25 protein-coding genes and 2 pseudogenes are annotated in these 20762 nt (G+C 68.2%); 8 read left to right on the top strand and 19 right to left on the bottom strand.

Annotation, left to right across the window (positions count from 1 at the left end; genetic code table 11):
- Window positions 1-5: 5 nt before the first annotated feature.
- Window positions 6-496: pseudogene (purE, locus tag MZV50_RS04495) on the bottom strand (5-(carboxyamino)imidazole ribonucleotide mutase).
- A 204-nt stretch (window positions 497-700) separates the two neighbouring features.
- On the opposite strand from purE, the gene MZV50_RS04490 reads away from it, so the two are divergent.
- Both MZV50_RS04490 and MZV50_RS04485 read left to right on the top strand, forming a co-directional pair.
- Window positions 701-1420: a GGDEF domain-containing protein gene (locus MZV50_RS04490; protein WP_252633204.1), complete on the top strand. Its 720-nt coding sequence runs from the start codon at window positions 701-703 to the stop codon at window positions 1418-1420.
- A gap of 153 nt (window positions 1421-1573) precedes the next feature.
- Window positions 1574-1948, top strand: coding sequence for a response regulator (locus MZV50_RS04485; protein ID WP_252633203.1), 375 nt, complete (start codon window positions 1574-1576; stop codon window positions 1946-1948).
- A 3-nt stretch (window positions 1949-1951) separates the two neighbouring features.
- Here the strand turns inward: MZV50_RS04485 and MZV50_RS04480 are convergent, their stop codons facing one another.
- The 3 genes and pseudogenes from MZV50_RS04480 to MZV50_RS04470 form a co-directional block, all read right to left on the bottom strand.
- Window positions 1952-2179, bottom strand: a complete 228-nt coding sequence (locus MZV50_RS04480; protein WP_252633202.1) for a YdcH family protein — start codon at window positions 2177-2179, stop codon at window positions 1952-1954.
- A gap of 60 nt (window positions 2180-2239) precedes the next feature.
- Window positions 2240-2700 (bottom strand): annotated as a pseudogene (locus tag MZV50_RS04475) (TIGR02444 family protein).
- Between the two features lie 5 nt (window positions 2701-2705).
- Window positions 2706-3359: a UbiX family flavin prenyltransferase gene (locus tag MZV50_RS04470; RefSeq protein ID WP_252633201.1), complete on the bottom strand. Its 654-nt coding sequence runs from the start codon at window positions 3357-3359 to the stop codon at window positions 2706-2708.
- 129 nt (window positions 3360-3488) lie between these two features.
- Here MZV50_RS04470 and MZV50_RS04465 point away from each other — a divergent pair, with 129 nt between their 5' ends.
- A complete protein-coding gene (locus MZV50_RS04465; protein WP_252633200.1) occupies window positions 3489-3662 on the top strand; it encodes a YdcH family protein in 174 nt (57 codons plus the stop codon).
- A gap of 112 nt (window positions 3663-3774) precedes the next feature.
- On the opposite strand, the gene MZV50_RS04460 is transcribed toward MZV50_RS04465, so the two are convergent.
- Window positions 3775-4488: a DUF1013 domain-containing protein gene (locus MZV50_RS04460; RefSeq protein ID WP_252633199.1), complete on the bottom strand. Its 714-nt coding sequence runs from the start codon at window positions 4486-4488 to the stop codon at window positions 3775-3777.
- Window positions 4489-4781: 293 nt separating this feature from the next.
- Here MZV50_RS04460 and MZV50_RS04455 point away from each other — a divergent pair, with 293 nt between their 5' ends.
- Window positions 4782-5348, top strand: coding sequence for a hypothetical protein (locus tag MZV50_RS04455; RefSeq protein ID WP_252633198.1), 567 nt, complete (start codon window positions 4782-4784; stop codon window positions 5346-5348).
- Here the strand turns inward: MZV50_RS04455 and MZV50_RS04450 are convergent.
- Entirely contained in the window at window positions 5345-6319 is a 975-nt protein-coding gene (locus MZV50_RS04450; protein WP_252633197.1) for an NAD(P)H-quinone oxidoreductase, read from the bottom strand. The two genes, MZV50_RS04455 and MZV50_RS04450, sit on opposite strands and share 4 nt — an antisense overlap.
- Before the next feature lie 75 nt (window positions 6320-6394).
- On the opposite strand from MZV50_RS04450, the gene MZV50_RS04445 reads away from it, so the two are divergent.
- Both MZV50_RS04445 and rcdA read left to right on the top strand, forming a co-directional pair.
- Window positions 6395-6601 carry a DUF1192 domain-containing protein gene (locus tag MZV50_RS04445; RefSeq protein ID WP_252633196.1) on the top strand — a complete coding sequence of 69 codons (207 nt, stop codon included), beginning with the start codon at window positions 6395-6397 and terminating at the stop codon, window positions 6599-6601.
- Between the two features lie 197 nt (window positions 6602-6798).
- Window positions 6799-7308, top strand: a complete 510-nt coding sequence (rcdA, locus tag MZV50_RS04440) for a protease adaptor protein RcdA (RefSeq protein ID WP_252633195.1) — start codon at window positions 6799-6801, stop codon at window positions 7306-7308.
- A 91-nt stretch (window positions 7309-7399) separates the two neighbouring features.
- Here the strand turns inward: rcdA and MZV50_RS04435 are convergent.
- A protein-coding gene (locus MZV50_RS04435; protein WP_252629765.1) for an IS630 family transposase occupies window positions 7400-8357 on the bottom strand; the annotation gives its coding sequence in 2 pieces (ribosomal slippage) (window positions 7400-8033 and window positions 8032-8357; 960 coding nt in all).
- Between the two features lie 142 nt (window positions 8358-8499).
- Window positions 8500-9189, bottom strand: a complete 690-nt coding sequence (locus tag MZV50_RS04430) for a COQ9 family protein (protein WP_252633194.1) — start codon at window positions 9187-9189, stop codon at window positions 8500-8502.
- 182 nt (window positions 9190-9371) lie between these two features.
- On the opposite strand from MZV50_RS04430, the gene rpsU reads away from it, so the two are divergent.
- Complete coding sequence (gene rpsU, locus MZV50_RS04425; protein ID WP_198576648.1) at window positions 9372-9605, top strand: 30S ribosomal protein S21; 234 nt, start codon at window positions 9372-9374, stop codon at window positions 9603-9605.
- Between the two features lie 75 nt (window positions 9606-9680).
- On the opposite strand, the gene MZV50_RS04420 is transcribed toward rpsU, so the two are convergent.
- From MZV50_RS04420 to MZV50_RS04405, 4 genes are read right to left on the bottom strand one after another with little or no spacing between them, the layout of a single operon-like run.
- A complete protein-coding gene (locus MZV50_RS04420) occupies window positions 9681-11111 on the bottom strand; it encodes an ABC transporter permease (protein ID WP_252633193.1) in 1431 nt (476 codons plus the stop codon).
- The gene (locus MZV50_RS04415) at window positions 11108-12025 is read right to left on the bottom strand and encodes an ABC transporter ATP-binding protein (protein WP_252635177.1); all 918 of its coding nucleotides are present in this window, start codon (window positions 12023-12025) and stop codon (window positions 11108-11110) included. The genes MZV50_RS04420 and MZV50_RS04415 overlap by 4 nt, the downstream gene beginning before the upstream one ends.
- A gap of 35 nt (window positions 12026-12060) precedes the next feature.
- Window positions 12061-13017 (bottom strand): alpha/beta fold hydrolase, encoded by a 957-nt coding sequence (locus MZV50_RS04410; RefSeq protein ID WP_252633192.1) that lies wholly within the window; start codon window positions 13015-13017, stop codon window positions 12061-12063.
- A 60-nt stretch (window positions 13018-13077) separates the two neighbouring features.
- Window positions 13078-13929: a M23 family metallopeptidase gene (locus MZV50_RS04405; RefSeq protein ID WP_252633191.1), complete on the bottom strand. Its 852-nt coding sequence runs from the start codon at window positions 13927-13929 to the stop codon at window positions 13078-13080.
- Between the two features lie 332 nt (window positions 13930-14261).
- Here MZV50_RS04405 and MZV50_RS04400 point away from each other — a divergent pair, with 332 nt between their 5' ends.
- Window positions 14262-14615: a UrcA family protein gene (locus tag MZV50_RS04400; protein WP_252633190.1), complete on the top strand. Its 354-nt coding sequence runs from the start codon at window positions 14262-14264 to the stop codon at window positions 14613-14615.
- Between the two features lie 313 nt (window positions 14616-14928).
- Here the strand turns inward: MZV50_RS04400 and MZV50_RS04395 are convergent, their stop codons facing one another.
- The 7 genes from MZV50_RS04395 to MZV50_RS04365 form a co-directional block, all read right to left on the bottom strand.
- A complete protein-coding gene (locus MZV50_RS04395) occupies window positions 14929-16347 on the bottom strand; it encodes an NAD(P)(+) transhydrogenase (Re/Si-specific) subunit beta (protein WP_252633189.1) in 1419 nt (472 codons plus the stop codon).
- Between the two features lie 83 nt (window positions 16348-16430).
- Complete coding sequence (locus tag MZV50_RS04390) at window positions 16431-16751, bottom strand: proton-translocating transhydrogenase family protein (RefSeq protein WP_252633188.1); 321 nt, start codon at window positions 16749-16751, stop codon at window positions 16431-16433.
- A 25-nt stretch (window positions 16752-16776) separates the two neighbouring features.
- Window positions 16777-17919 (bottom strand): Re/Si-specific NAD(P)(+) transhydrogenase subunit alpha, encoded by a 1143-nt coding sequence (locus MZV50_RS04385; protein WP_252633187.1) that lies wholly within the window; start codon window positions 17917-17919, stop codon window positions 16777-16779.
- A 118-nt stretch (window positions 17920-18037) separates the two neighbouring features.
- Window positions 18038-18268, bottom strand: a complete 231-nt coding sequence (locus tag MZV50_RS04380) for an aa3-type cytochrome c oxidase subunit IV (RefSeq protein ID WP_252633186.1) — start codon at window positions 18266-18268, stop codon at window positions 18038-18040.
- A gap of 63 nt (window positions 18269-18331) precedes the next feature.
- Window positions 18332-19318 carry a glycosyltransferase family 9 protein gene (locus tag MZV50_RS04375; protein ID WP_252633185.1) on the bottom strand — a complete coding sequence of 329 codons (987 nt, stop codon included), beginning with the start codon at window positions 19316-19318 and terminating at the stop codon, window positions 18332-18334.
- A gap of 5 nt (window positions 19319-19323) precedes the next feature.
- The gene (locus tag MZV50_RS04370) at window positions 19324-20259 is read right to left on the bottom strand and encodes an alpha/beta fold hydrolase (RefSeq protein WP_252633184.1); all 936 of its coding nucleotides are present in this window, start codon (window positions 20257-20259) and stop codon (window positions 19324-19326) included.
- A complete protein-coding gene (locus MZV50_RS04365) occupies window positions 20252-20731 on the bottom strand; it encodes a PaaI family thioesterase (protein WP_252633183.1) in 480 nt (159 codons plus the stop codon). The genes MZV50_RS04370 and MZV50_RS04365 overlap by 8 nt, the downstream gene beginning before the upstream one ends.
- Window positions 20732-20762 lie beyond the last annotated feature (31 nt).

Genomic DNA, 20762 nt, shown 5'->3' with positions numbered 1-20762 from the left:
GGGTGCTAGTCCTCGACGCTCTCGGCGACGCTGTCGGTCTGGGCGGCGCGGAAGGCCGAGAGCCGGCCCGCCAGGGCGGGATCGGACAGGGCCAGGATCTGGGCGGCCAGCAGGCCGGCGTTCTTGGCCCCGGCTTCGCCGATCGCCAGGGTCGCCACCGGGACGCCGCCCGGCATCTGGACGATCGACAGCAGGCTATCCAGGCCGCTCAGGGCCTTGGACTGCACCGGCACGCCCAGCACGGGCAGGTTGGTCATCGAGGCGGCCATGCCCGGCAGGTGGGCCGCGCCGCCGGCTCCGGCGATGATCACCTTGTAGCCGGCCGCCTGCGCGCCCGTGGCGAAGTCGAACAGGCGCTGGGGGTGCGGTGGGCCGAGACGACCTTGGCCTCCCAGGTCACGCCCAGGCCGTCCAGGGCGTCGGCCGCGCCCTTCATGGTCGGCCAGTCCGAGCGGCTGCCCATGATGATGGCGACAGGCGGGGTGGTGGCGGCCATGGCGTCGTTCCTCTCGGCGCTGGGCGAAGGAGAGCCGCCCCGTATGCGCGCCGTTCCCTCGGCGCAAGCCCAAAACGACACAAAGCGCTTCGGGAGCAGGCAAGCGTGACCCTAGGTATGCGACTTATCGGCGCCCCCAATTGCATCGAACACGGTTCCCGTTAACCATGCTGAAGCTGTGCCATATCGATTCCCCGTAAGGTCATGAAGATTACCGGCGCCCGGACAGAACCCTTCGCCGCCATCCGCAAGCGGGCCCTGGTCCGCGCTGGGGCCCAGGTCGCGGTCCGCGAGGTTTCCGCGCCGGACAGCGCCGCCTTCCTCGGCCTCACCGAGGCGGACCTGACCCCCAAGGTGGTCGAGGCCCTCACGACGCTGATGAGCGAGATCGACGACCTGCGCAACGAGGTCTCGGTCCTGAAGCTGCGCCTGAACGAGGCCCAGGGCCTGGCTGACATGGACGCCCTGACCCCGGTGCTGAACCGCCGGGCCTTCCTGCGCGAGACCAAGCGCGTCTCGGCCTTCGCCCAGCGCTACGGCTCGTCGGCCAGCCTGGTGTTCTTCGATCTGGACAACTTCAAGAGCGTCAACGACCGCTTCGGCCACGCCGCCGGCGACGAGGCGCTGAAGGCGGTGGCCAAACGGCTGCTGGCCAATGTCCGCGAGAGCGACCTGGTGGGCCGCATGGGCGGCGACGAGTTCGCCGTGCTGCTGTCCCAGGCCGACAAGGAGATGGCCCTGGCCAAGGCCCACACCCTGGCCGACGCCATCCGCTCGCGGCCGGTCGAGTTCGGCGAGTGGTCGGCGCCCCTGCACGTCTCGTTCGGCGTGCGCGAGATCGAGCCCGGCGCCGATCCCGAGGTCTCGCTGGCCGAGGCCGACGCGGCGATGTTCGTCCGCAAGCGCAAGGCCGTGGCCGGCTGAGACGCCGTTTTCACGGGTCGCCCCGGAAAACCGTGAATACGCTCAAAGGCTAAGCTCACAACCGCCGGTCATGCGACCTTATCGCACGGCGACCGCGACCCGATGAGTGCGGTAACACGTTCATGGTCTGTTAAGCATGACGGGGCGGGTCGCATGCAGCGAATTCTGATCGCCGAGGACGATCCCGTCCTCTCGATGATCTACGAAATCACCCTGACCGAGGCGGGGTTCGACGTCCTTCTGTGCCTGGATGGCCAGGAGGCCTTCGAAGCCCTGGAGAGCTTCGCGCCGGACCTGGTGATCACCGACCACTCGATGCCGCGCATGAGCGGCGGCGAGCTGGTCAGCGCCGTGCGTCGCACGCGCCCCGAAGCGATCACCCTGATGGCTTCGGCCTGTGATTCTCGCCTGCTGAAGGCCGACCAGCACGCCGACGCGCGCCTGGAAAAGCCGATCACCCCCGGCCGCCTGCTGCAGACGGTCCGCGCGCTGGAAGCGGCCCAGGATGCGGATTACGGCGCGGCTTGACCGCTAGGCGATGATGTCCGGGGTCAGCAGGTCTTCCAGACGGCCGATCTCGTCCTTGAGGGCCAGCTTCTTCTTTTTCAGGCGGGCGATCTGCAGCATGTCGGGCTGGTAGCGCTGCTCCAACGCCTGGATCGCGTCGTCGAGGTCCTTGTGCTCCTCGCGCAGGTCGGCGAGGCGACGTTCGATCGCGATGTCGGTGTCTTCCGACGGATCATCGTCGTTCATGGACATGTCTCGGATTGGCCCCACTCCGGGTGATAGATAGCAAAGGCTGACAGCGCGTAAAGGCGCTCAACCGAGTGGCTTTGCAAGGGCGGCGGCCAGCTTTTCCAGCGCCGAACGGCGTGGCGGGTCACCGGACGCTTCCGCGGCGGCGACCAGGCCCGCCAGGACGTCCGTGGGCGCGCCCGAAGGGCCCGAAAGCGCCTCCAGGCTTTCCATCAGGACGCGCTCGCCCTTCAGCTCGACGGCCTTCACCGCGTCGCGCAGGGCGTCCTTGGCGGCCTCGTCGACCGGAGGACGCGGCGGCTTCAGCGCCCGGCGCACGCCGCGCAGGGGGCCCCGACCTCGGCGTCCCAGGCGCGCATCATCCGGGCGGCGTCCTTGAGGTCGGCCGATCGGCCCTCCCCGGCCATCCAGGCGGCCCACAACAGGTAGGGAACGTTCTGGCCGTGGGCGTCCTGCAGGTGCAGGCAGGCCTCCGCGATAGGTTGTCGCGCATAGACCTCCAGAGCCCAGTCCCACAGCCGCATCGGCGTTAACTCTCTTCCCCTTGGCCGCCCTTGCCGGCCAGCGTTTCCCCAATGGACGGCAAGTCCTCGCCCCAGCGCTTCACCGGCTTCCAGGACAGGTCGAACAGGTCCAGCGCGCGGCCGACCGACTGGTCGACCATCTCGGCGATCGAGGCGGGCTTGGCGTAGAAGGCCGGCAGCGGCGGGGCGATGATCGCGCCCATCTCGGCCAGCTTGGTCAGGGTGCGCAGGTGGCCCAGGTGCAGCGGCGTCTCGCGCACCATCAGCACCAGGTCGCGGCGCTCCTTCAAGGTGACGTCGGCGGCGCGCGTCAGCAGCGAGGACGTTACGCCCGTGGCGATCTCGCTCATCGTCCGCACCGAACAGGGCGCGATGATCATGCCCAGGGTGCGGAACGAGCCCGAGGCGATGGCCGCCCCGACATCGGCGGCGCGATAGACGACGTCGGCCTTGGCGTTGACCTCGGCCATGCTCAGGCCTGCCTCCTGGGCGAGCGTCAGCGCCGCCGATTTGGACACCACCAGGTGGCTTTCGACGCCCAACTCGCGCAGCGCGTCCAGCGTCCGCAGGCCATAGACCACGCCCGAGGCGCCCGTGACGCCGACCACAAGCCGCGCCGTTTCTCTTGGACGATCAACGGTCTTGGAAGCCTCGGTCATGGTGAATTTTCGTCCGTCATGGGAGCAAGCGCGGCCAGGTCAAGCGCCGCCGATTGCAATCATATGTGATCTGACAGCTTCGCGCAGCGGGTGTTCAATTTCCTCTCCAACAGCAAGGAGCCGAGAGCCATGGCCATCGAATCCCGTATCCGCGAGCTTGGGTCCCGTCACGAGAACCTTGATCGCAAGATCCAGGAGGAGACCAGTAGACCCGGTAGCGATGGAACGATGCTTAGGGAGCTTAAGCGTCAAAAGCTTCGGCTGAAGGAGGAGATCGAGGGCCTGAGGGCGCGACTCCACTAGCGGCTTGAATCAGAAGCCTAAAAACACGAGGCCCCGCTCCGGCAAGGAGCGGGGCCTTTGTTCTTTCTGGATCCCTAGACCGCCCCCGGCGAAAGCCGGGGAGACGAAAATCCTACTCCTCGTCTTCCTCGTCGACATAGCCCGTCGACTTGCCGAACACGTCCTCGGCCTTGATGTCGCCGCGCGGGGCGCGGAAGTCTTCTTCCTCTTCCTCGACCTCCGGCTCGAACTGGCCGGCTTCCGACGCGGGGCGCAGGGTCGGGTCTTCCGGAACGATGCCCTTCTTCAGGTCGTCCTTGGCCTTCTTCTCGGCGGCCTTCTTGACCAGGGCGTCCAGCTCCAGCTGGCCGACCAGGCCCAGGGTCACCGGGTCGACCGGCTTGATGTTGGCGGCGTTCCAGTGCGTGCGGGCGCGAACCTGTTCGATCGTGGCCTTGGTGGTGCCCAGGATCTTGGAGATCTGGGCGTCGGTCACCTCGGGGTGGTGGCGCAGGAACCAGGCGATGGCGTCCGGACGGTCCTGGCGGCGCGACACCGGCGTGTAGCGCGGGGCCTTCTTGGCCGGCTTCAGCAGCTCGGCGTGACGGCTGACCTGGGCCTTCATCCGGTAGTCGGGATTGGCCTGGGCGCGGTCCAGTTCCTCGCGGGTCAGCTGGCCGTTGCCGATCGGGTCGGCGCCGCGGATGTCGCGCGCCACTTCGCCGTCGGCGATGCCGCGCACTTCCAGCGGGTGCAGGCCGCAGAAATCGGCGATCTGCTCGAAGCTCAGCGAGGTGTTGTCCACCAACCAGACGGCGGTCGCCTTGGGCATCAGGATGTCGGACATGCGGTCCTCCAGAAATGACGGCGCCCGGCCTTTCGGCCGGGCGGGATGTTGGTCAACGCTATAATCCGGTTCTCGGAAAAAGGGAACGGGGACTGTGTGGTTCCTGCTCTCTTCTATTGAGTGGGTTGAATGTTCAGGGCCGTGAAAGTCACCGTCGACACCAAGACCCGCTGGGCCGACGCGATACGCGATTTGAGGACTCTCGCCCTCTGAGCGAGAAATCTCCAGTTCACAAGCCTTGCGTGCTCAGCTTAGCTCTGCCCGTCGGCGAAAGGCCGATGGGGGGAACACCTATGAAAACGTTTTTCACCGCGGCGTGCGCCGCGAGTGTGATCTTTGTGTGCGCGCCAGCGTTCGCTCAAACGACCGTGCAGGTTCCGGAGGGCACCGAGCTCTCCATCCGCTTCGACGACAGCCTGTCTTCCGAGACCAGCCACGAGGGCGACCGCTTCTCGATCAGCCTGGCCGAAGACGTGACCCTAGCCGACGGCACGACCTTGCCTGCCGGCCTGCGTGGGGCCGGCGAGGTCACCCATGCCAAGAAAAAAGGCATGATGGGCAAGCCCGGCGAGTTGAACGTTCGCTTCGATTACCTGAAGGCAGGCAATGCCCGCATACGCCTGCGCGGCCAGAAAGGCGCCGAGGGCAGCGCACGCTACGGCACCACCATTACCCTGACGGTGCTGTTCGGACCGCTCGGCTTGATCAAGCACGGCAAGGACGTCGAGATCAAATCCGGTCAGCGCCTGACCGCCTTCGTCGACCAGGACTCGACAGTGACCACCCCAATCGTCGCGCCCGGCACGGTGCCGAGCCCCGCTCCGTCCGTCGCTCCCGCTGCGGCGGGCGCGCAGAACTAGACCACCAGCACCACCTTGCCCACGTGCTCCCCGGCCTCGAGGTGCGCGTGGGCCTTGGCGGCGTCGGCCAAGGGGAAGGTCGCGTCGACGATCGGCTTCAGCTTGCCGGCCGCCACCCAGGGCCAGGCCACGCGCTCGACCTCGGCGGCCAGGCGGGCCTTCTCGTCGGCCGAGCGGGGGCGCAGGGTCGAGCCGGTGATCACCGCGCGCTTCTGCATGACCTTCATCACCGGGACCTCCAGCACCGCCCCGCCCAGACTGGCGATGTAGACGATGCGGCCGCCGGTGTTCAGGGCGTCGAGGTTCTTCTCGAAATAGCTGGCCCCGACCATGTCGAGGATCACGTCGGCCCCGCCGGCCGCCTTGACCACCTCGGCGAAGTCCTCGGCCTTCGTATCGACGGCGATGTCGGCGCCCAGCTCGAGCGCCTTGGCCTTCTTGTCCGACCCACGCCCCGTGGCGATGACCTTGGCGCCCGCCGCCTTGGCCATGGCGATCGCGGTTGTTCCAATTCCGGACGTCCCACCATGAACCAGCAGGGTCTCGCCCGCCTTCAGCGCGCCGTGCTCGAACACGTTGGCGAAGACGGTGAAGACGGTCTCGGGCAGGGCCGCGGCATGGACCGGATCCAGGCCGCTCGGGATCGGCAGCGCATGGCGGGCGTCGACCACCGCGTATTCGGCGTAGCCCCCGCCGCCCAGCAGTGCGCAGACCTTGTCGCCGGCCTTCCAGCGCCCCGCGCCGTCCACGACCTCGCCCGCGATCTCCAGCCCCAGGGTGGTGGGCGCGCCGGGCGGCGGCGGATAGAAGCCCAGGCGCTGCAACAGATCCGGACGGTTCACCCCGGCGGCGGCGACCTTGATCAGGACCTGTCCCGGTCCCGGCGTGGGACGCTCCAGCTGGACCGCCTGGAGGGCCTCGGCGGGTCCCTTGCGGCCTTCGATCGCGATCGCCGTCATCGTCTGGGTCATGGTCCCGGATCCTCGCAAAGCTTGCCTTGCAGCCTAGGTAGGCGTCAGATATCCGGCGGAAAAGGAGAAAAGCCGATGTTCGAAGAGCCTGCGGAACCCCGCGCCTTCAGCGGACGCGCCTTGAACGAGACAACCCACGAGGACCTGGAAGCCTACGGCGTCGCGGAACTGGAGGACCGGATCGCGGCCCTGCAGGCGGAAATCGAACGCACCAAGGCCCAGCTGACCAAGAAGAAGGCCGGTCGCGACGCGGCCAATGCGTTGTTTGGTCGCCTGGACTAAAAGCTCTTTTTAAGGTTTCGGTGAGGTTACTGGCGTCTTAAGCGCTCATCCGCTTTCGGACGCCCGATTCAGTACGCGTACGGTCGGTTCGAAAGGGGGCGGGTCGCGAAACGGGACGGTTCGGTCTGGCACGAGCATTGCAGCTGCGTCGCCGAGCGGGACGTCCTCGCGGCCTTTCGAAGGGGCATTGGGTAGCTATGACCGAAGTGAACGCGTTCGCGGACACGCCTTGGCGCGCCGGAGTGATCCAGGATTTCGCGCGATCGGAACTGTTCGACCGGACCTTCGAGGAAGGCATGCAGCTGGTCGAGGAGACCGCCGCCTATCTGGACGGGGCGGGCCGCCACGACAGCAAGGTGCTCTCCCGCAACGCCGCCCTGGGCTACGCCACCGAGAGCATGCGCCTGACCACCCGCCTGATGCAGGTGGCCTCGTGGCTGCTGGTCCAGCGCGCGGTGCGCGAGGGCGAGATGCCGCCGGAAGCCGCCTGCGCCGAATCGTATCGCCTGGGCGAGGAGGCCGCCGGCCAGCCGCCGGCCATAGAGGAACTGCCCTTCGGCCTGACGAACCTGCTGACGCGCAGCGAGCGCCTGTACGAGCGCGTCCGCCACCTGGATCGCCGCATGTACGTCGAATCGCCGAACGAAGAGGCCCCGCGCCCGGTGCAGGCCCACTTCGACCGCCTGGCCGCCGCGTTCGGGGGGTGAACAAATCCGCCTTCCCGGCGAAAGCCGGGACCCAGATCTCGGAACACCAGGGCTGACGGGAAAGGCTCTGAGCTTCTAGAGCATCGTGCGTTTAATGTGACGCATAGCCAGCGGCCTTGAAGTAGTTCCAGCACTCTTGGGGCTCGTAGAGGCTGCAGATGTCGCCGACGGCCCTCCAGAGGTCGTCGAAGGTGCGAGCGCAGGCGCCGCGCAGATGGGCTTTTAGCTTTGAGAAGGCCATCTCGATCGGGTTGAGGTCGGGCGAGTAGGGCGGGAGGAACAGGAACCAGGCTCCCCGCGCCTTGAGGGCCTGGACGGCTCTTGGTCCCTTGTGGGCGGCGAGGTTGTCGAGAACCACGACGTCACCGGGGCTGAGCGTCGGCGCTAGCTGGGTCTCGACATAGGCGTCGAAGGCGTCGCGGTTCATCGGGCCATCGAGCACCCAGGGCGCGGTCAGCTGCGCGCATCGCAGGCCAGCGATGAAGGTCTGGGTTCTCCAGTGGCCGAAGGGCGCATCGGCCGCCAGGCGCTTACCGCGCAGGCTGCGGCCGCGCAGCCGGGTCATCTTGGTGGTGACCGCCGTCTCGTCAATGAACACCAGCCGCGCCGGCTGCTGGCGCATGACGGGCTGGCGGTGCTCGATCCACTCCCTGCGCCGTTCACGCACCGCTTCGCGTGCGCGCTCCGAGGCCATCAGGGCTTTTTTTATATGTGAACCCAGCCGCGCGAAGCGCCCGCGACAGCGAACTGGGATCCGCGCTCACCCCGCGTTGCGCCTCCAGCAAGGCCGCCAGTTGCGGCAGGGTGATATCCGGCTTGGCTTCGACCTGTTCGATCAGGAACGACCGATGCGCCGCCAGCTTGCCGTCTCCCGGCGGCCGTCCCTGGCGCGCTGGCGCACAAGAGCCCGTCTGCTCCACCCGCGCCAGCAGCTTCACCGCGCAACTGTTGCTGACCCCAAAGTGCTTGGCCGCACCACGACGTGATCCACCGGCGCTGACGTAGCCAATGATCCGATCTCGAAGATCACCCGAATAGCTCTTGCCCATGATCCACCTCCAACCACGGTGAATCATGCTTCGCGCAAACCTGGAATCCCTTCGATTCCGATTTCATGTCCGACGCTCTAGAACTCACCCCAGCGCCCTTTCCAGCTGGGCCCCGGCTTTCGCCGGGGAAGCGGGAGTTGGCTCACTTCCCGTACCGCATCCGCGCCAGGGCCCCGACAACCTCGCCGGCCAGGTCCATGGGCTTGAGGCCCGCCTTCCATTTCTCGAAAGCCATGACGTTGTCGATGCGCGCGTCCAGGTGCGAGAGCGCCGAGTCGCGGCCCGAGGCCAGGTCGACGGCCAGGGTCGAGACCAGGATCCCCGACAGGATCGCCCGCTTGGAATAGTGGTTCTCGTCGGTCGCCGTGTCGCCCGCCCACCGCCAGATCACGTCGGCCGAGTCCCAGGTCAGCCGCAGGGCCAGGGCCAGATTGGTCGGAAAGGCCAGGAAGGCGGCCAGCGGGCGCAGGACATCGGCGTGCTGCTGGGCCGCATCGAGGCGCGCGACCACCCCTTCGCGAATCCGCTGGCGAATCTTTAGGGCCGCGACATCGAAAGCCTTCAGGCGCTGGAGCGCGGCCGCGTCATGGCGTCGCGACAGCAGGGCGGCCAGGTCGCGGGCCCCTTCCGGCAGCAGCAGCTGGCCCTCGGCCTCGCTGAAACCCGCCGCGGCCAGGGCGCGTGAGACGAGTCCGGCGTTCCAGCCGGCCTTGGGCGCGAGGCGCACGGCCTCGTCCAGGACGCGCTGTTCGGCGTCGTCGGCCCAGCTTGACCCTCGCGGGCCCGAAGCTTGAGTGGAGCTCTCGTCGGATGTACGGGCGGTCTGGCTCATAAATCCGAGTCTACACCGGTGTTTAGGCCGCGTCGCGCATGGACAGAGCGCCTTCGCTCTGCTATCAGCCCCGCCTCATCGCCTGGGAGCACCCCTTCCAGGTTACCCGGTTTTGTTCGCCCGCCCGGCCCCTCAAGAGGGACTTGGGAATATTGGTCGGGCTGTCGAATGGAGAGATACCCCTGGTCCAGATTTTCGTCCGCGACAACAACGTCGATCAGGCGCTGAAGGCCCTGAAGAAGAAGATGCAACGCGAAGGCTCGTTCCGCGAAATGAAGCGGCACGTGCACTATGAGAAGCCGTCGGAAAAGCGCGCGCGCCAAAAGGCCGAAGCCGTCCGTCGCGCCCGCAAGCTGGCCCGCAAGCGCGCCCAGCGCGAAGGCCTGCTGCCGATGCCGAAGAAGCCGGCCCGCTAGGACCCGCTTCTCTTCACATCGCTGAAGATTTCGAAGGCCGCGCGGTGATCCGCGCGGCCTTCGTCGTTTCTGGCCCTACCCCGCTGGCTTGCGAACGATCCGGCCGATCAGCCCCTTCAGGTCCACCTTCCCCGTCGACAGCGCCCCCACGTGGAAGGCGCGCGTCGAGAAGATCATGATCGCGACCAGGGTCACGATCATCAGCACGGTCGTGCCCAGCACCTGGACCAGCGGCGGATCGCCGGCGATGCGCACCGGCATCAGGAACGGCGTGAACGGCGGGATCCACGACAGGGCGGCCAGGATCGGCGCGTCGGGCGCGCGGATCGCCTGGCTCATGAACACCACCGGGATGGTCATCACCATCATAATCGGCCCCAGCAGGGTCTGGGCGTCGCGCTGGCTCTCGCAGAACGCCCCGACCCCGGCGAACAGCGCCGCGTACATCAGGTAGCCGACGACCAGATAGGCGCCGAAATAGAACACCAGACCCTTGCCCAGCAGCACGGCCAGGATGTCACCGGCCAGGCCCGGGGCGAAGTTGATCAGGGCGACCCAGCCGCCCAGGGCCCAGATGCTCAGGACGGTCAGGGTCAGGCCGGCCACGCCCAGGACCTTGCCGCCCAGGATCTCGGTGACCGACGCCGAGGACAGCAGCACCTCGAGGATCTTGCTCGACTTCTCCTCGATCACGCTGTTCAGCAGGATGCTGGCCCCGGTCAGGATCATCGACCACAGCAGCATCCCGGCCGCGAAGCCGACGATGGCCGGCAGGCGGTCGCGAAGGGACACCTTCTCGCCCGAGGCGGCCCTGGGCGACAGGCTGTTGAAGGCGGGCCTGAGGCCGTCGGCCGCCTTCAGGGTGCGCGCCGAGACGCCGGCGCGGGCCAGGGCGCGCTCGCGCATGATCTCGCCCACGGTGGTCTTCAGGTCGTTCTCCAGCACCGGCGCGCCGAGATTGCGGCTCCACAGGTCCATGACGATGGCGTCGTCGCGGCCGCCGAGGATCAGCACCGAATCGAGCCGCTTGTCGGCGACCTCGCGCCGGGCGATCACGCCGGCCTCGCGCGGGGTGGCGGCGGCCAGCGCCTCGGCGGGCGCGGGCAGGACGATGGCCTTGGCCGGCGGCGTCTTGAAACGGGCGGCGGCGGAAGGATTATAGCGGGCCAGCGCCGCGCGGCCGGCCGCGTCGCCGCCCCACTCCTGGGCCTTGCGGACCGCTTCCTGCGCCTGGGGCCCAGCGGCGGACAGGGCGGCGGCGCGCAGGGCGCGGGCGTTGGCGCGGCTCTGGTCCTCGACCAGGGCCTTGGCGACGGCGGGCCCGAAGGTCTGGCCGGTCAGGTCGACGATGGCCAGCCGCTCGGGCTTGGCCGACTTCATCATCATCAGCGGGGCCGAGGCGGTGACGCCGATCACCAGCGGCAGCGCCACGATCGACAGCCAGAAGCCGACCGTGCGGACATAGGCCAGGTACTCCCGGCGGGCGATCTTCAAGAGGCGGCTCATGCCTGGCCTCCCGTCAGGACGATGAAGGCGTCGTGCAGACTGGGCTCCTTCAGCTCGAACCGTCGCAGCGCCAGGTCGCGGGCGAAGGCGGCCTTCAGAGCCTCATGGCCGCCGCCGTCCGCCGGCAGAAGGGCGACGTGCCGCCAGCCGCCGTCGGGCGAGGGCTCGGACGTCACGGCCCCCAGGCCCGGCAAGGCCGCGACGTCGGCGGCCGAGAGGTCGCCCTCCAGCACCAGCGCCCGGGGCGCGGCGCAGCGGGCCGCGGCCACGTCGCCGTCGAACACCTTTCGCCCCTTGGCCATCAGCACGACCTTGTCGCACAGGCGCTCGGCGTGCTGCATCACGTGGGTCGAGAACAGCACCGTGGCCCCGCGCGCGGCGATCTCGCGGATCATCGCCTCCAGGCTCTGCTGGTTGACGGGGTCGAGGCCCGAGAACGGCTCGTCCAGCACCACCAGCTCGGGCTCGTGCGCCAGGGCCGACAGCAGCTGGACCTTCTGAGCCATGCCCTTGGAGAGATCCTTGATCGGCTTCTTGGCGGCGGGACCCAGGCCCTGGGCCTCCAGCATCGCCTTGGCCCGCCGCCGGCCCTCGGCCTCGGGCACGCCCTTCAGCCCCGCGAAGAAGGCGATGGCGTCGACCGGGGTCATCCGCTTGTAGAGGCCGCGCTCCTCGGGGAGGAAGCCGATCCGCTGGCGAACCCGGGTGGCGTCGTTCGCGCCCAGCACAGTGATCCGCCCCGCCGACGCCGGCATCAGGCCCAGGATCATGCGCAGCGTCGAGGTCTTGCCCGCGCCGTTGGGGCCCAGGAAGCCGGTGATCCGGCCGGCGGGGACCTCGAAGCTGACGTCCCGCACGGCGTGGAAGTCGTCGTAGGTCTTGCTGACGCCCTCCAGGCTGACCGCGCTGACGATGGACGCCTCCCGAATCAATGTTCTCTGAAGTTGTATCAGCCCTTCTTGTACGCGTCGGCCACGAAGGCGACGGCGCGGACGATGTGGTCGGCGAAGCGGCGGCCGATCAGCAGGGTGTGGGTCGCGGCCTCGACATGGTCGACCAGGCCGTGCTGGGACCGGCGCGCCGGGGCGGCCTGCATTTCCTTGCGCAGCTCGCGACCGGCCACCGGCCCGGCCGTGACCACGGCCACCGGCCACTTCGGATCGAAATCCGGCTGGGCGGCGGCCTGGTCCGAGGCCTGTTTCCACAGCCCGACCTCCTCGGCCGCCGTGCGGTTGTGGCGGCCGTTGGCGAAGGCCCAGCCCTTCTCGGCCTTGGCGGCCGGCGGCAGGTCGATCTTGTCGCCAAACCGCGTGTGGACCAGCGGCTTGTAGAGGCCGATCGAAGCCCCGCGCGCGGCCCATTTCGAGACCGAGGCGAAGGTCTTGATGAAGCCCTGCATCTGCGGGTTCTGGGCGGCCTCGGGCGTGGCGGCGTCGACCAGGACGATCCCGGCCACCTTGTCCGGATTGCGCCCGGCGTATTCGCGCAGCCGCAGGCCGGCCATCGAGTGGCCGACCAGGATGTAAGGACCCGGCTCGCCCGAGGCGGCGACCAGCTTCTCGAAGTCGGTGACGATGGCGATGCCGTCGCGCGGGCTGGGACCCTTGGGCGAGTAGCCCATGCCGGCCCGATCATAGGCGCACGAGCGCCAGCCGGCGGCGGTCAGGGCTTCCTGGGTTCCGCCCCAGTCGGCGGCGAGGCCGAAGGCGCCGGCTTCCAGCCAGATCACCGGCCGGTCGCTGCGGGGCCCTTCGCAGACTAGCCGCAGCTTCCGCCCCGGCTCGATCTCGACCATCTGGCCCCGGGGCTTGGGCGCCCCTGTGGCGCTCATCAGCCCGCCGACGGCGATGTAGGAAACCAGAAGCAGGGCCAAGCCCGCGACGCCGCGACCGATAAGCTGGATCATGGCGTTCAATGTAGTGAGGCTTTGTGACGCGTCGAGGCGCATCACGACGAGGACGGACTTTTAAGTCGCCAAACCGTTGGCGGCGGCCACCGGTTGCGCGGCCGGCGCCGGAACCGTGGCCACCGGCGTGGAGGCGACGGGGATGCTGGCGCGGACGCGGCCGTTCTTCAGGCGGGCCATCTGGACGCGGCCCGAGGTCGCGCTCCCCTTCTTCACGCCGTCCGGCCACTTGGACACCGTGGCCAGGTGGACCTTGCGCGAGACGCGGCCGGCGGCCTTCAGCGGCAAATCCGAGGCCTCGGCGAAGCTGCGGCCCAGGAAGAAGGTCGGGTTCAGGGCCTTGTCGCCCTTGCGGATCTCGAAGTGCAGGTGCGAGCCGGTCGAGCGGCCCGAATTGCCGACGAAGGCGACCGTGTCGCCGCGATGCAGGTAGGTCCCGCGCTTGACGCCCTTGGCCGGCTTGGCCAGGTGGGCGTAGAGGGTCGTCAGGCCGCCCTTGTGCATGACCTGGACATAGCGGCCGTAGGTCGGGCTGGTCCCGGTGGCCTTGACCACGCCGTCGGCGGCGGCCTTGACCAGCGCGCCGCTGGGGGCGGCGATGTCGACGCCTTCGTGCAGACGGCCGTTCTCCTCCCAAGGTAGCTGGCGCAGGCCGAACGGCGAGTTGACAACCCGTCCCGGCAGCGGCGCGTCGAACTGGAAGGCGGGCGGCGGCGCGGGCTCTGCCTCTTCGGCCTTCGGCTGGATCGGAACAACGACCGGAGCCGGCTCGGCGACGGGCGCGGTCCGGGCCGCCCATCCGCCCAGGGCGACGGCGCCGTTGAGCGTTCCGGCCACGGCCGCGACCCCCAGCATGGAGAAGAAGGCGATACGCAGGTGCTGAGGCGGAAGCGCCAGGGTCTTGGAAATCAAACCGCTACCTCTTCGACGTTCGGTCAGTCGTGAGACCGCGCGCGGGCGGCTCTGTTCTCACACTTGACCTTTCGGCTTGGTGAAGGACGGCGGTCTATGACGGTCGCGTGGGGCGAAAACAGGGCGCAGCTTAACCATTCATTTACTTCGCGGTTCAGCTTGGCCAGCATGTCACGGTGACTTCATAAATTACGAGATGTTCACATCATGAAGCGCGCGTCATTTCTTTAATTACACGTCATGAAGGAGACGTAACGGGACTGGGAGAACTCTTGCCAATACACAGTATTCATCGGCGCACGGAGCGGCGCCAAACCAGAGGGATACTTCAAATGCGCAAGTTCATCATGAGCCTGACTACCGTCGCCAGCCTGAGCCTGGCCGCCGTTCCGGTCCTGGGCCTGACCCAAGCCGCCAACGCCGCCGAAGGCGAGCACAGCGTCCGCGTCGCCTACGGCGATCTGAACCTGGCCAATCCCGGCCACGCCAAGATCTTCAAGGCCCGCATCGAGACCGCCGCGAACGCTTTCTGCCGCACGACCCTGGACGCCGGCGACCTGCGCACGACCATGCGCGATTGCGTCAACGCCGTCCGCCGCGAGGTCGACCGCCAGCTGCCGACCGCCCAGCACCAAGCCCTGGCCATGGCGGCCCACAGCGAAGCGACCGAAATGGCCGCCCGGTGAGCGATCGAAACCCCACCTCCCCAAACCCCGCGACAGAGGCCCCAGGACACCCTGGGGCCTTTGTTTTTGGGGCGCGCGATATCCGCGATGGGCGCCGGCGAAAATCCTCCCCCTAGCGGGGGAGGTGTCGGCTCGAAGAGACGACGGAGGGGAAGGGGCAAGGCATCGAGCACTTCCGCCTCCGGTCCTTCGGACCACCTCCCCCGCTAGGGAGAGGATTGTCGCCGACCGCCGCACGGCACTAAAGGCGCGCTCAACGAAAAAGGCCCCGGCGTCTCCGCCGGGGCCTTCGTCGTTTCCATGAAGTCCGCCGCTACAGGCTTTTCACGATGCCTTCGACCATCTTCTTGGCGTCGCCGAACAGCATCATCGTGTTGTCGCGGAAGAACAGCTCGTTCTCGACGCCGGCATAGCCCGAGGACATGCCGCGCTTGACGAACAGAACCGTGCGGGCCTTTTCGACGTCCAGGATCGGCATGCCGAAGATGGCGCTGGTCGGGTCGGTCTTGGCGGCCGGGTTGGTGACGTCGTTGGCGCCGATCACGAAGGCCACGTCGGCCGTCGAGAACTCGCTGTTGATGTCCTCCAGCTCGAAGACCTCGTCATAGGGGACGTTGGCCTCGGCCAGCAGCACGTTCATGTGACCCGGCATCCGGCCGGCGACGGGGTGGATGGCGTACTTCACCTCGACGCCCTCTTCCTTCAGCTTGTCGGCCATTTCGCGCAGGGCGTGCTGGGCCTGGGAGACGGCCATGCCGTAGCCCGGGACGATGATCACCTTGCTGGCGTTCTTCATGATGAAGGCCGCGTCGTCGGCGCTGCCCTGCTTGACGGGACGGGTCTCGACCTTGCCGCCGGTGCCGGCCGCCGCGGCGTCGGCGCCGAAGCCGCCCAGGATCACCGAGACGAACGAGCGGTTCATGCCCTTGCACATGATGTAGGACAGGATCGCGCCCGACGAGCCGACCAGGGCGCCGGTGATGATCAGGGTGGTGTTTTCCAGCGTGAAGCCCAGGGCCGCCGCCGCCCAGCCGGAATAGCTGTTCAGCATCGACACCACGACGGGCATGTCCGCGCCGCCGATCGGGATGATCAGGGTGACGCCGATCAGCAGGCTGAGGGCGAAGATGCCCCAGAAGGCCCAGATGGCCGCGCCGCCCGAGATCACCAGCACCACGACCAGGGCCACGATGGCGGCCGCGATCAGGATGTTCAGCAGGTGGCGGGCCGGCAGCAGGATCGGCGCGCCGCCCATGTTGCCGTTCAGCTTGGCGAAGGCGATGACCGAGCCGGTGAAGGTGATGGCGCCGATGGCCAGGCCCAGCGACAGCTCGATCAGGCTGTTGAGATGGATATGGCCATTCTCGCCGACGATGCCGTAGGCGGCGGGCGTGTAGATGGCGGCCACGGCCACCAGGCAGGCGGCCATGCCGACCAGCGAGTGGAAGGCGGCGACCAGTTGCGGCATCGAGGTCATGGCGACCTTGCGGGCGATGATCGCCCCGACCGCGCCCCCGACGGCGACGCCGCCCAGGATCAGGCCCAGGGTCACGACGTCCAGCGCGCCCTGGCTCCACAGGGTGGCCAGGGTGGTGCCGACGGCGATGGCCATGCCGATCATGCCGTTACGGTTGCCCGTCTGGCTGGTCACGGGACTGGAAAGACCCCGCAGCGCGAGGATGAACAGCACCCCCGAGACGATGTAGAGGATGGCGGCGAGATTGGCGTTCATGGTGTGATTTCCCCCACAGGCCTTCTTTGAAGGCCTGATCCTTTGCTTGATCCAATTTCGCGTTGCGAAATTGGGGGCGCCGCTTACTTCGACTTCTTCTTGTACATCGCCAGCATGCGCTGGGTGACAAGGAAGCCCCCGAAGATGTTGACCGCCGCGAAGGCCGCGGCGATCGCGCCGGCCCCCTTGGAGATCCAGGTCGAGCCGGCGACGGCTTCGCCCGAGGCGCCGTGGGCGGCGGCCGCGAGCAGGGCGCCGACGATGATCACGGAGGAAATGGCGTTGGTCACGGCCATCAGCGGCGTGTGCAGCGCGGGCGTCACGCTCCAGACGACATAGTAGCCGACGAAGATGGCGAGCACGAAGATCGCCAGACGGAACACGGTGGGGTCGACGGCTTCCATGGGAGCCTCCCTTTCGATGCTGGAGTTAGGCGGTCTTCAGGTTCGGATGCACGATCGCGCCGTCACGGGTGACGACGGCGGCCTGCAGGATCTCGTCCTCGAAGTTGGGGGCGAAGGCGCCCTCCTTCGTGGTGAACAGGGTCGCCAGCGCCATCAGGTTGCGCGAATAGAGCGCGCTGGCGTCGGCGGCGATGCGGCCCGGCAGGTTGGCGTGGCCGAGGATCTTGGCGCCGTTGGCGGTGACCACGGTCTCGTTCAGCTTGGCGCCTTCGACATTGCCGCCCTGCTCGATGGCCAGGTCGACCAGGATCGAGCCCGGACGCATCGAGGCGACTTGGGCGGCGCTGACCAGCTTGGGCGCGGGGCGGCCGGGGATCAGGGCCGTGGTGATGACGATGTCCTGCTTGGCGATGTGCGAGGAAACCAGTTCGGCCTGCTTGGCCTGGTATTCCTTGGACATCTCCTTGGCGTAGCCGCCGGCGGTCTGGGCGTTCTTGAACTCTTCGTCCTCGACGGCCAGGAACTTGGCGCCCAGGCTCTCGACCTGTTCCTTGGTGGCCGGACGCACGTCGGTGGCGGTGACCACCGCGCCCAGGCGGCGGGCCGTGGCGATGGCCTGCAGGCCGGCGACGCCCACGCCCATGATGAACACCTTGGCAGCGGCGACGGTGCCGGCGGCGGTCATCATCATCGGCAGGGCCTTGCCGTAGGCCTCGGCGCCCTCGATCACGGCGCGATAGCCGGCCAGGTTGGCTTGCGAGGACAGCATGTCCATCACCTGGGCGCGGGTGATGCGCGGGATGAACTCCATGGCGATCGCCGTCGCGCCGGCCTTGGCCAGGGCGTCAAGCGTCTCCTTGTCCTGATAGGGATTGAGCGCCGCCGCGACGATCGCGCCCTTCTTCAGCGCGCCGATCTCGGCGGCCTCGGGCGCGCGCACCTTGAACAAGACGTCGGCGTCCTTCAGGGCGTCCTTGGCGGTCTTGGCGATCGTGGCGCCGGCCGCCTCGTAGTCGGCGTCGGGATAGGACGCGGCCGTCCCCGCCCCCGCCTGCACCACCACCGAGAAGCCGGCCGCGCCGAGCTTCTTGACGGTTTCAGGCGTGGCCGCGACCCGCGTTTCGTTCGCGCGGGTCTCTTTCGTGACGGCGATAACGGCCATCGGCATACCCCTCCCCAGAGCGCTGTTTGCTCACCAGCATGGGGCGCTCTGTAGGGGATAGTCTTGCCTCTTGTCGAGGCATGACGTGCAGGTGAGGGAAAAAATATGCCGATGTCTACCGGTGTCAGTGGGCCGGAACGGGCTTTTCCTTGAGCGCCACGATGCCCAGGGCCAGCAGCACGACGGCGGCGATAGCGCTACCAATGAAGCCGGCCGGCGTGCAGAACAGCAGGGTGATGAACAGCAGCAGGACCGCGATGGCCAGCGAGCCCCACTTGGTCATCTTGCCGAAGGCGGCATAGGTGGCAGCTTGCTCGTGGATGTCCATTTCACCGCGGTGATAATCGCCGGCCATGTGTCGTCCTTAAAAGAAAACGGAATTACCGAGCCCGCCCGATACAACGCGGGGCGCTAAGGCTCAAGCGTGCGAATTGTCCCAGCGCTCCGACTCGTAGCGCGTGCGCACGGCTTCGACGGCCTGGTCGACCATGATGTCCGCGATTCGACCTTCCCCGCCGTCCAGGCGCGAGAGCCAGCGCGAATAGGCCGGCACCGGCGCGGTGCCCATAAGGCCCACGCATGGCGTGCCAACGGCGGCGGCCACGTTCAGCGCGCCGGAGTCGTTGCCCAGGAAGCCGGCGGACAGCGCGATCAGCGCCGCCGACCGGTCCAGGGGCAGGTCGCAGGCCACGACATTGTTCGGCAGGTCGCCGATCGCGGCGCGGGCGCTTTCCGCCTCGTTCGGTCCGCCGACCCAGAACACCGCGCCGAACAGGTCCGAAAGCCGCCGGGCCGTTTCGGCGAAGCGCTCGGCCGGCCAGGTGCGGGCCGGCTCGCTGGCCCCGATCCCCAGGCTGAGCCACGGGCCGGGCCTGTCGGCATAGCGCGCCTTCACGGCCGCGATCGCCTTGGGATCCAGCTTCAGCTGCGGCTCGCGGCTGGTCACCACCAAGCCGTGGCCCTTCTCGAAGGCCTCCAACTTGTCGATCCGATGGGCGGGCCGCATGGCCTTCGGCAGGTACGGTCCGGTGGTCAGGAACGTCTCCTGCCCATGCCCAAGGCCGAAACCCCGGCGCTCGGGCACGCCGGCCAGAAAGGCGGCGATGGCGGGGCGGTCGATCTTCTCCAGGATCCACACCGCGCGCGGCGTCTCGGCCCGGCAGATGCGGTAGAAATCGATGACCTCGCGCACGCCCTTGAGCTTGCCCTTGTAGTTCGGCGCGTGCAGCACCCGCGCGACCGTCGGCTCGACGGCCAGCACCTCGGACGCCCGGCTGGCGGGCCGCGCCACCAGCACGACCTGGCCCTCCGGCGTGGTCGCCGCGATCGCCCGGATGGTCGGCAGGTGCCACATCAGGTCCCCGATCCCGCGATCGGGCGTGTAGACGAGAACCGGTCCGGCCATGGCCGTCAGGCCCAGGCCGCCAGCAGTCCGCGAAGCCCGGCCACGAAGGCCAGGGGCTGGTCGATCATCACGTGGTGGTCGGCGTCGGGAATGGGCAAGAGCAGCACGTCCTTGGGCATCTGCTCGATCATATAGTCCAAGGTCTCGGCGTGCATAAGGTTCGACCGCTCGCCCCACATCAGCGCGGCCGGACAGGCGATCTCCGGCAGCAGTCGCCCCAGGTCCGGCATGCGGAAATTGTGCCAGAGGTCCGGATCGAACTTCCAGGTCCAGCCGCCCTCGACGGCCTTCAGCGACCGCCTCGCGATGAAGTCGGCGATGTACAGGTTCTCGCACGGCTGCGGTGGGGCAAGACGGAAGCGGGTCAGGGCCTCCTCCAGCGTCGGATAGACCCGCGCGCCCTGGCCCGAGCGCGGCGGCGGCCCCTTCCAGCGCTTCTCCGGCGGCTGGATGCTGCTGTCGACCATGATCGCCCCGCGCAGGCGCTCGGGATGGCGCGCGGCGCAGTACAGGGTGGGAAAGCCGCCGAACGAGTGGCCGACCACGATCGGCTTGACCCCGCCCGCCTCGAGACCCGCGACCTCGACGGCGGCGAAGATCTCGGCGGCGAACAGCTCGGCGCTGTAGGCGTCCCGCCAGTCGCTGTCGCCCATGCCCGACCACGAGATCGCCGCCACCCGCCAGTCCTTCGCGAAGTAGGGCGCGATGAAGCTCCACCAGTCGGCGTGGGCGCCGTTGCCGTGCAGGATCAGCAGGCCCGGCTTGCCGATCTCGCCCCAGGTCAAGAGCTCGATGTTCGCGCCCTCGACCGGGATCATCGCGCGCTCGGGCGCCTGGGCGATGGCCGCGTCGAACCAGGCCGGCGCGGGCGGGGGCTCGCCCTGGAACGGCGCGAGCAGCGAGGCGGCCAAGGGGGCCGCGGGCGCCTGATCGTCAGCCACCGGCGACCTCCTTGTAGGCCAGCTCGCCGGGGCGCGGCTTGCGGGGGCTGAGCGCCTTGAAGACCCCGGTGCCGGTGATCAGGGTGCGGTCGCCGGCCCAGATGCGGCCGCGCACGGTGAACAGCAGGTCCTCCTCGCCGATCAGCTCGCCCTCGCCCTCGACCCAGTCGCCCAGCTTGGCGCCCGACAGGAAGTCGCACATCAACCGCACCGTGACCCAGCTGTAGGACTTCTGCAGCGAGATGATCCGCCCCCAGGCCATGTCGGCGAAGCTCATCAGCATGCCGCCGTGGCAGTTGCCCAGGCCGTTGGTGTGATGCTCCTCGACCCGGAAGGCCAGGCGCGCCTCGCCAGGGCCCTCGCGCTGTTCGAAAAGAGGGCCGATCTGGCGACCGAAGCCGCGCGACCAGTTCAGCTGGGAAAACCCCTCGGGTATGGCGGCGGTCTGGGCGTCTGTCAGGTCGTCGGACATACGGTCAGGCTAACGAGCGTTTGAATAAAGT

This window comes from Caulobacter segnis, assembly GCF_023935105.1.
GTDB lineage: Bacteria > Pseudomonadota > Alphaproteobacteria > Caulobacterales > Caulobacteraceae > Caulobacter > Caulobacter segnis_B.
Note: the sequence above shows the minus strand (reverse complement) of the source record. Positions and strands in the feature narration are given on the sequence as shown.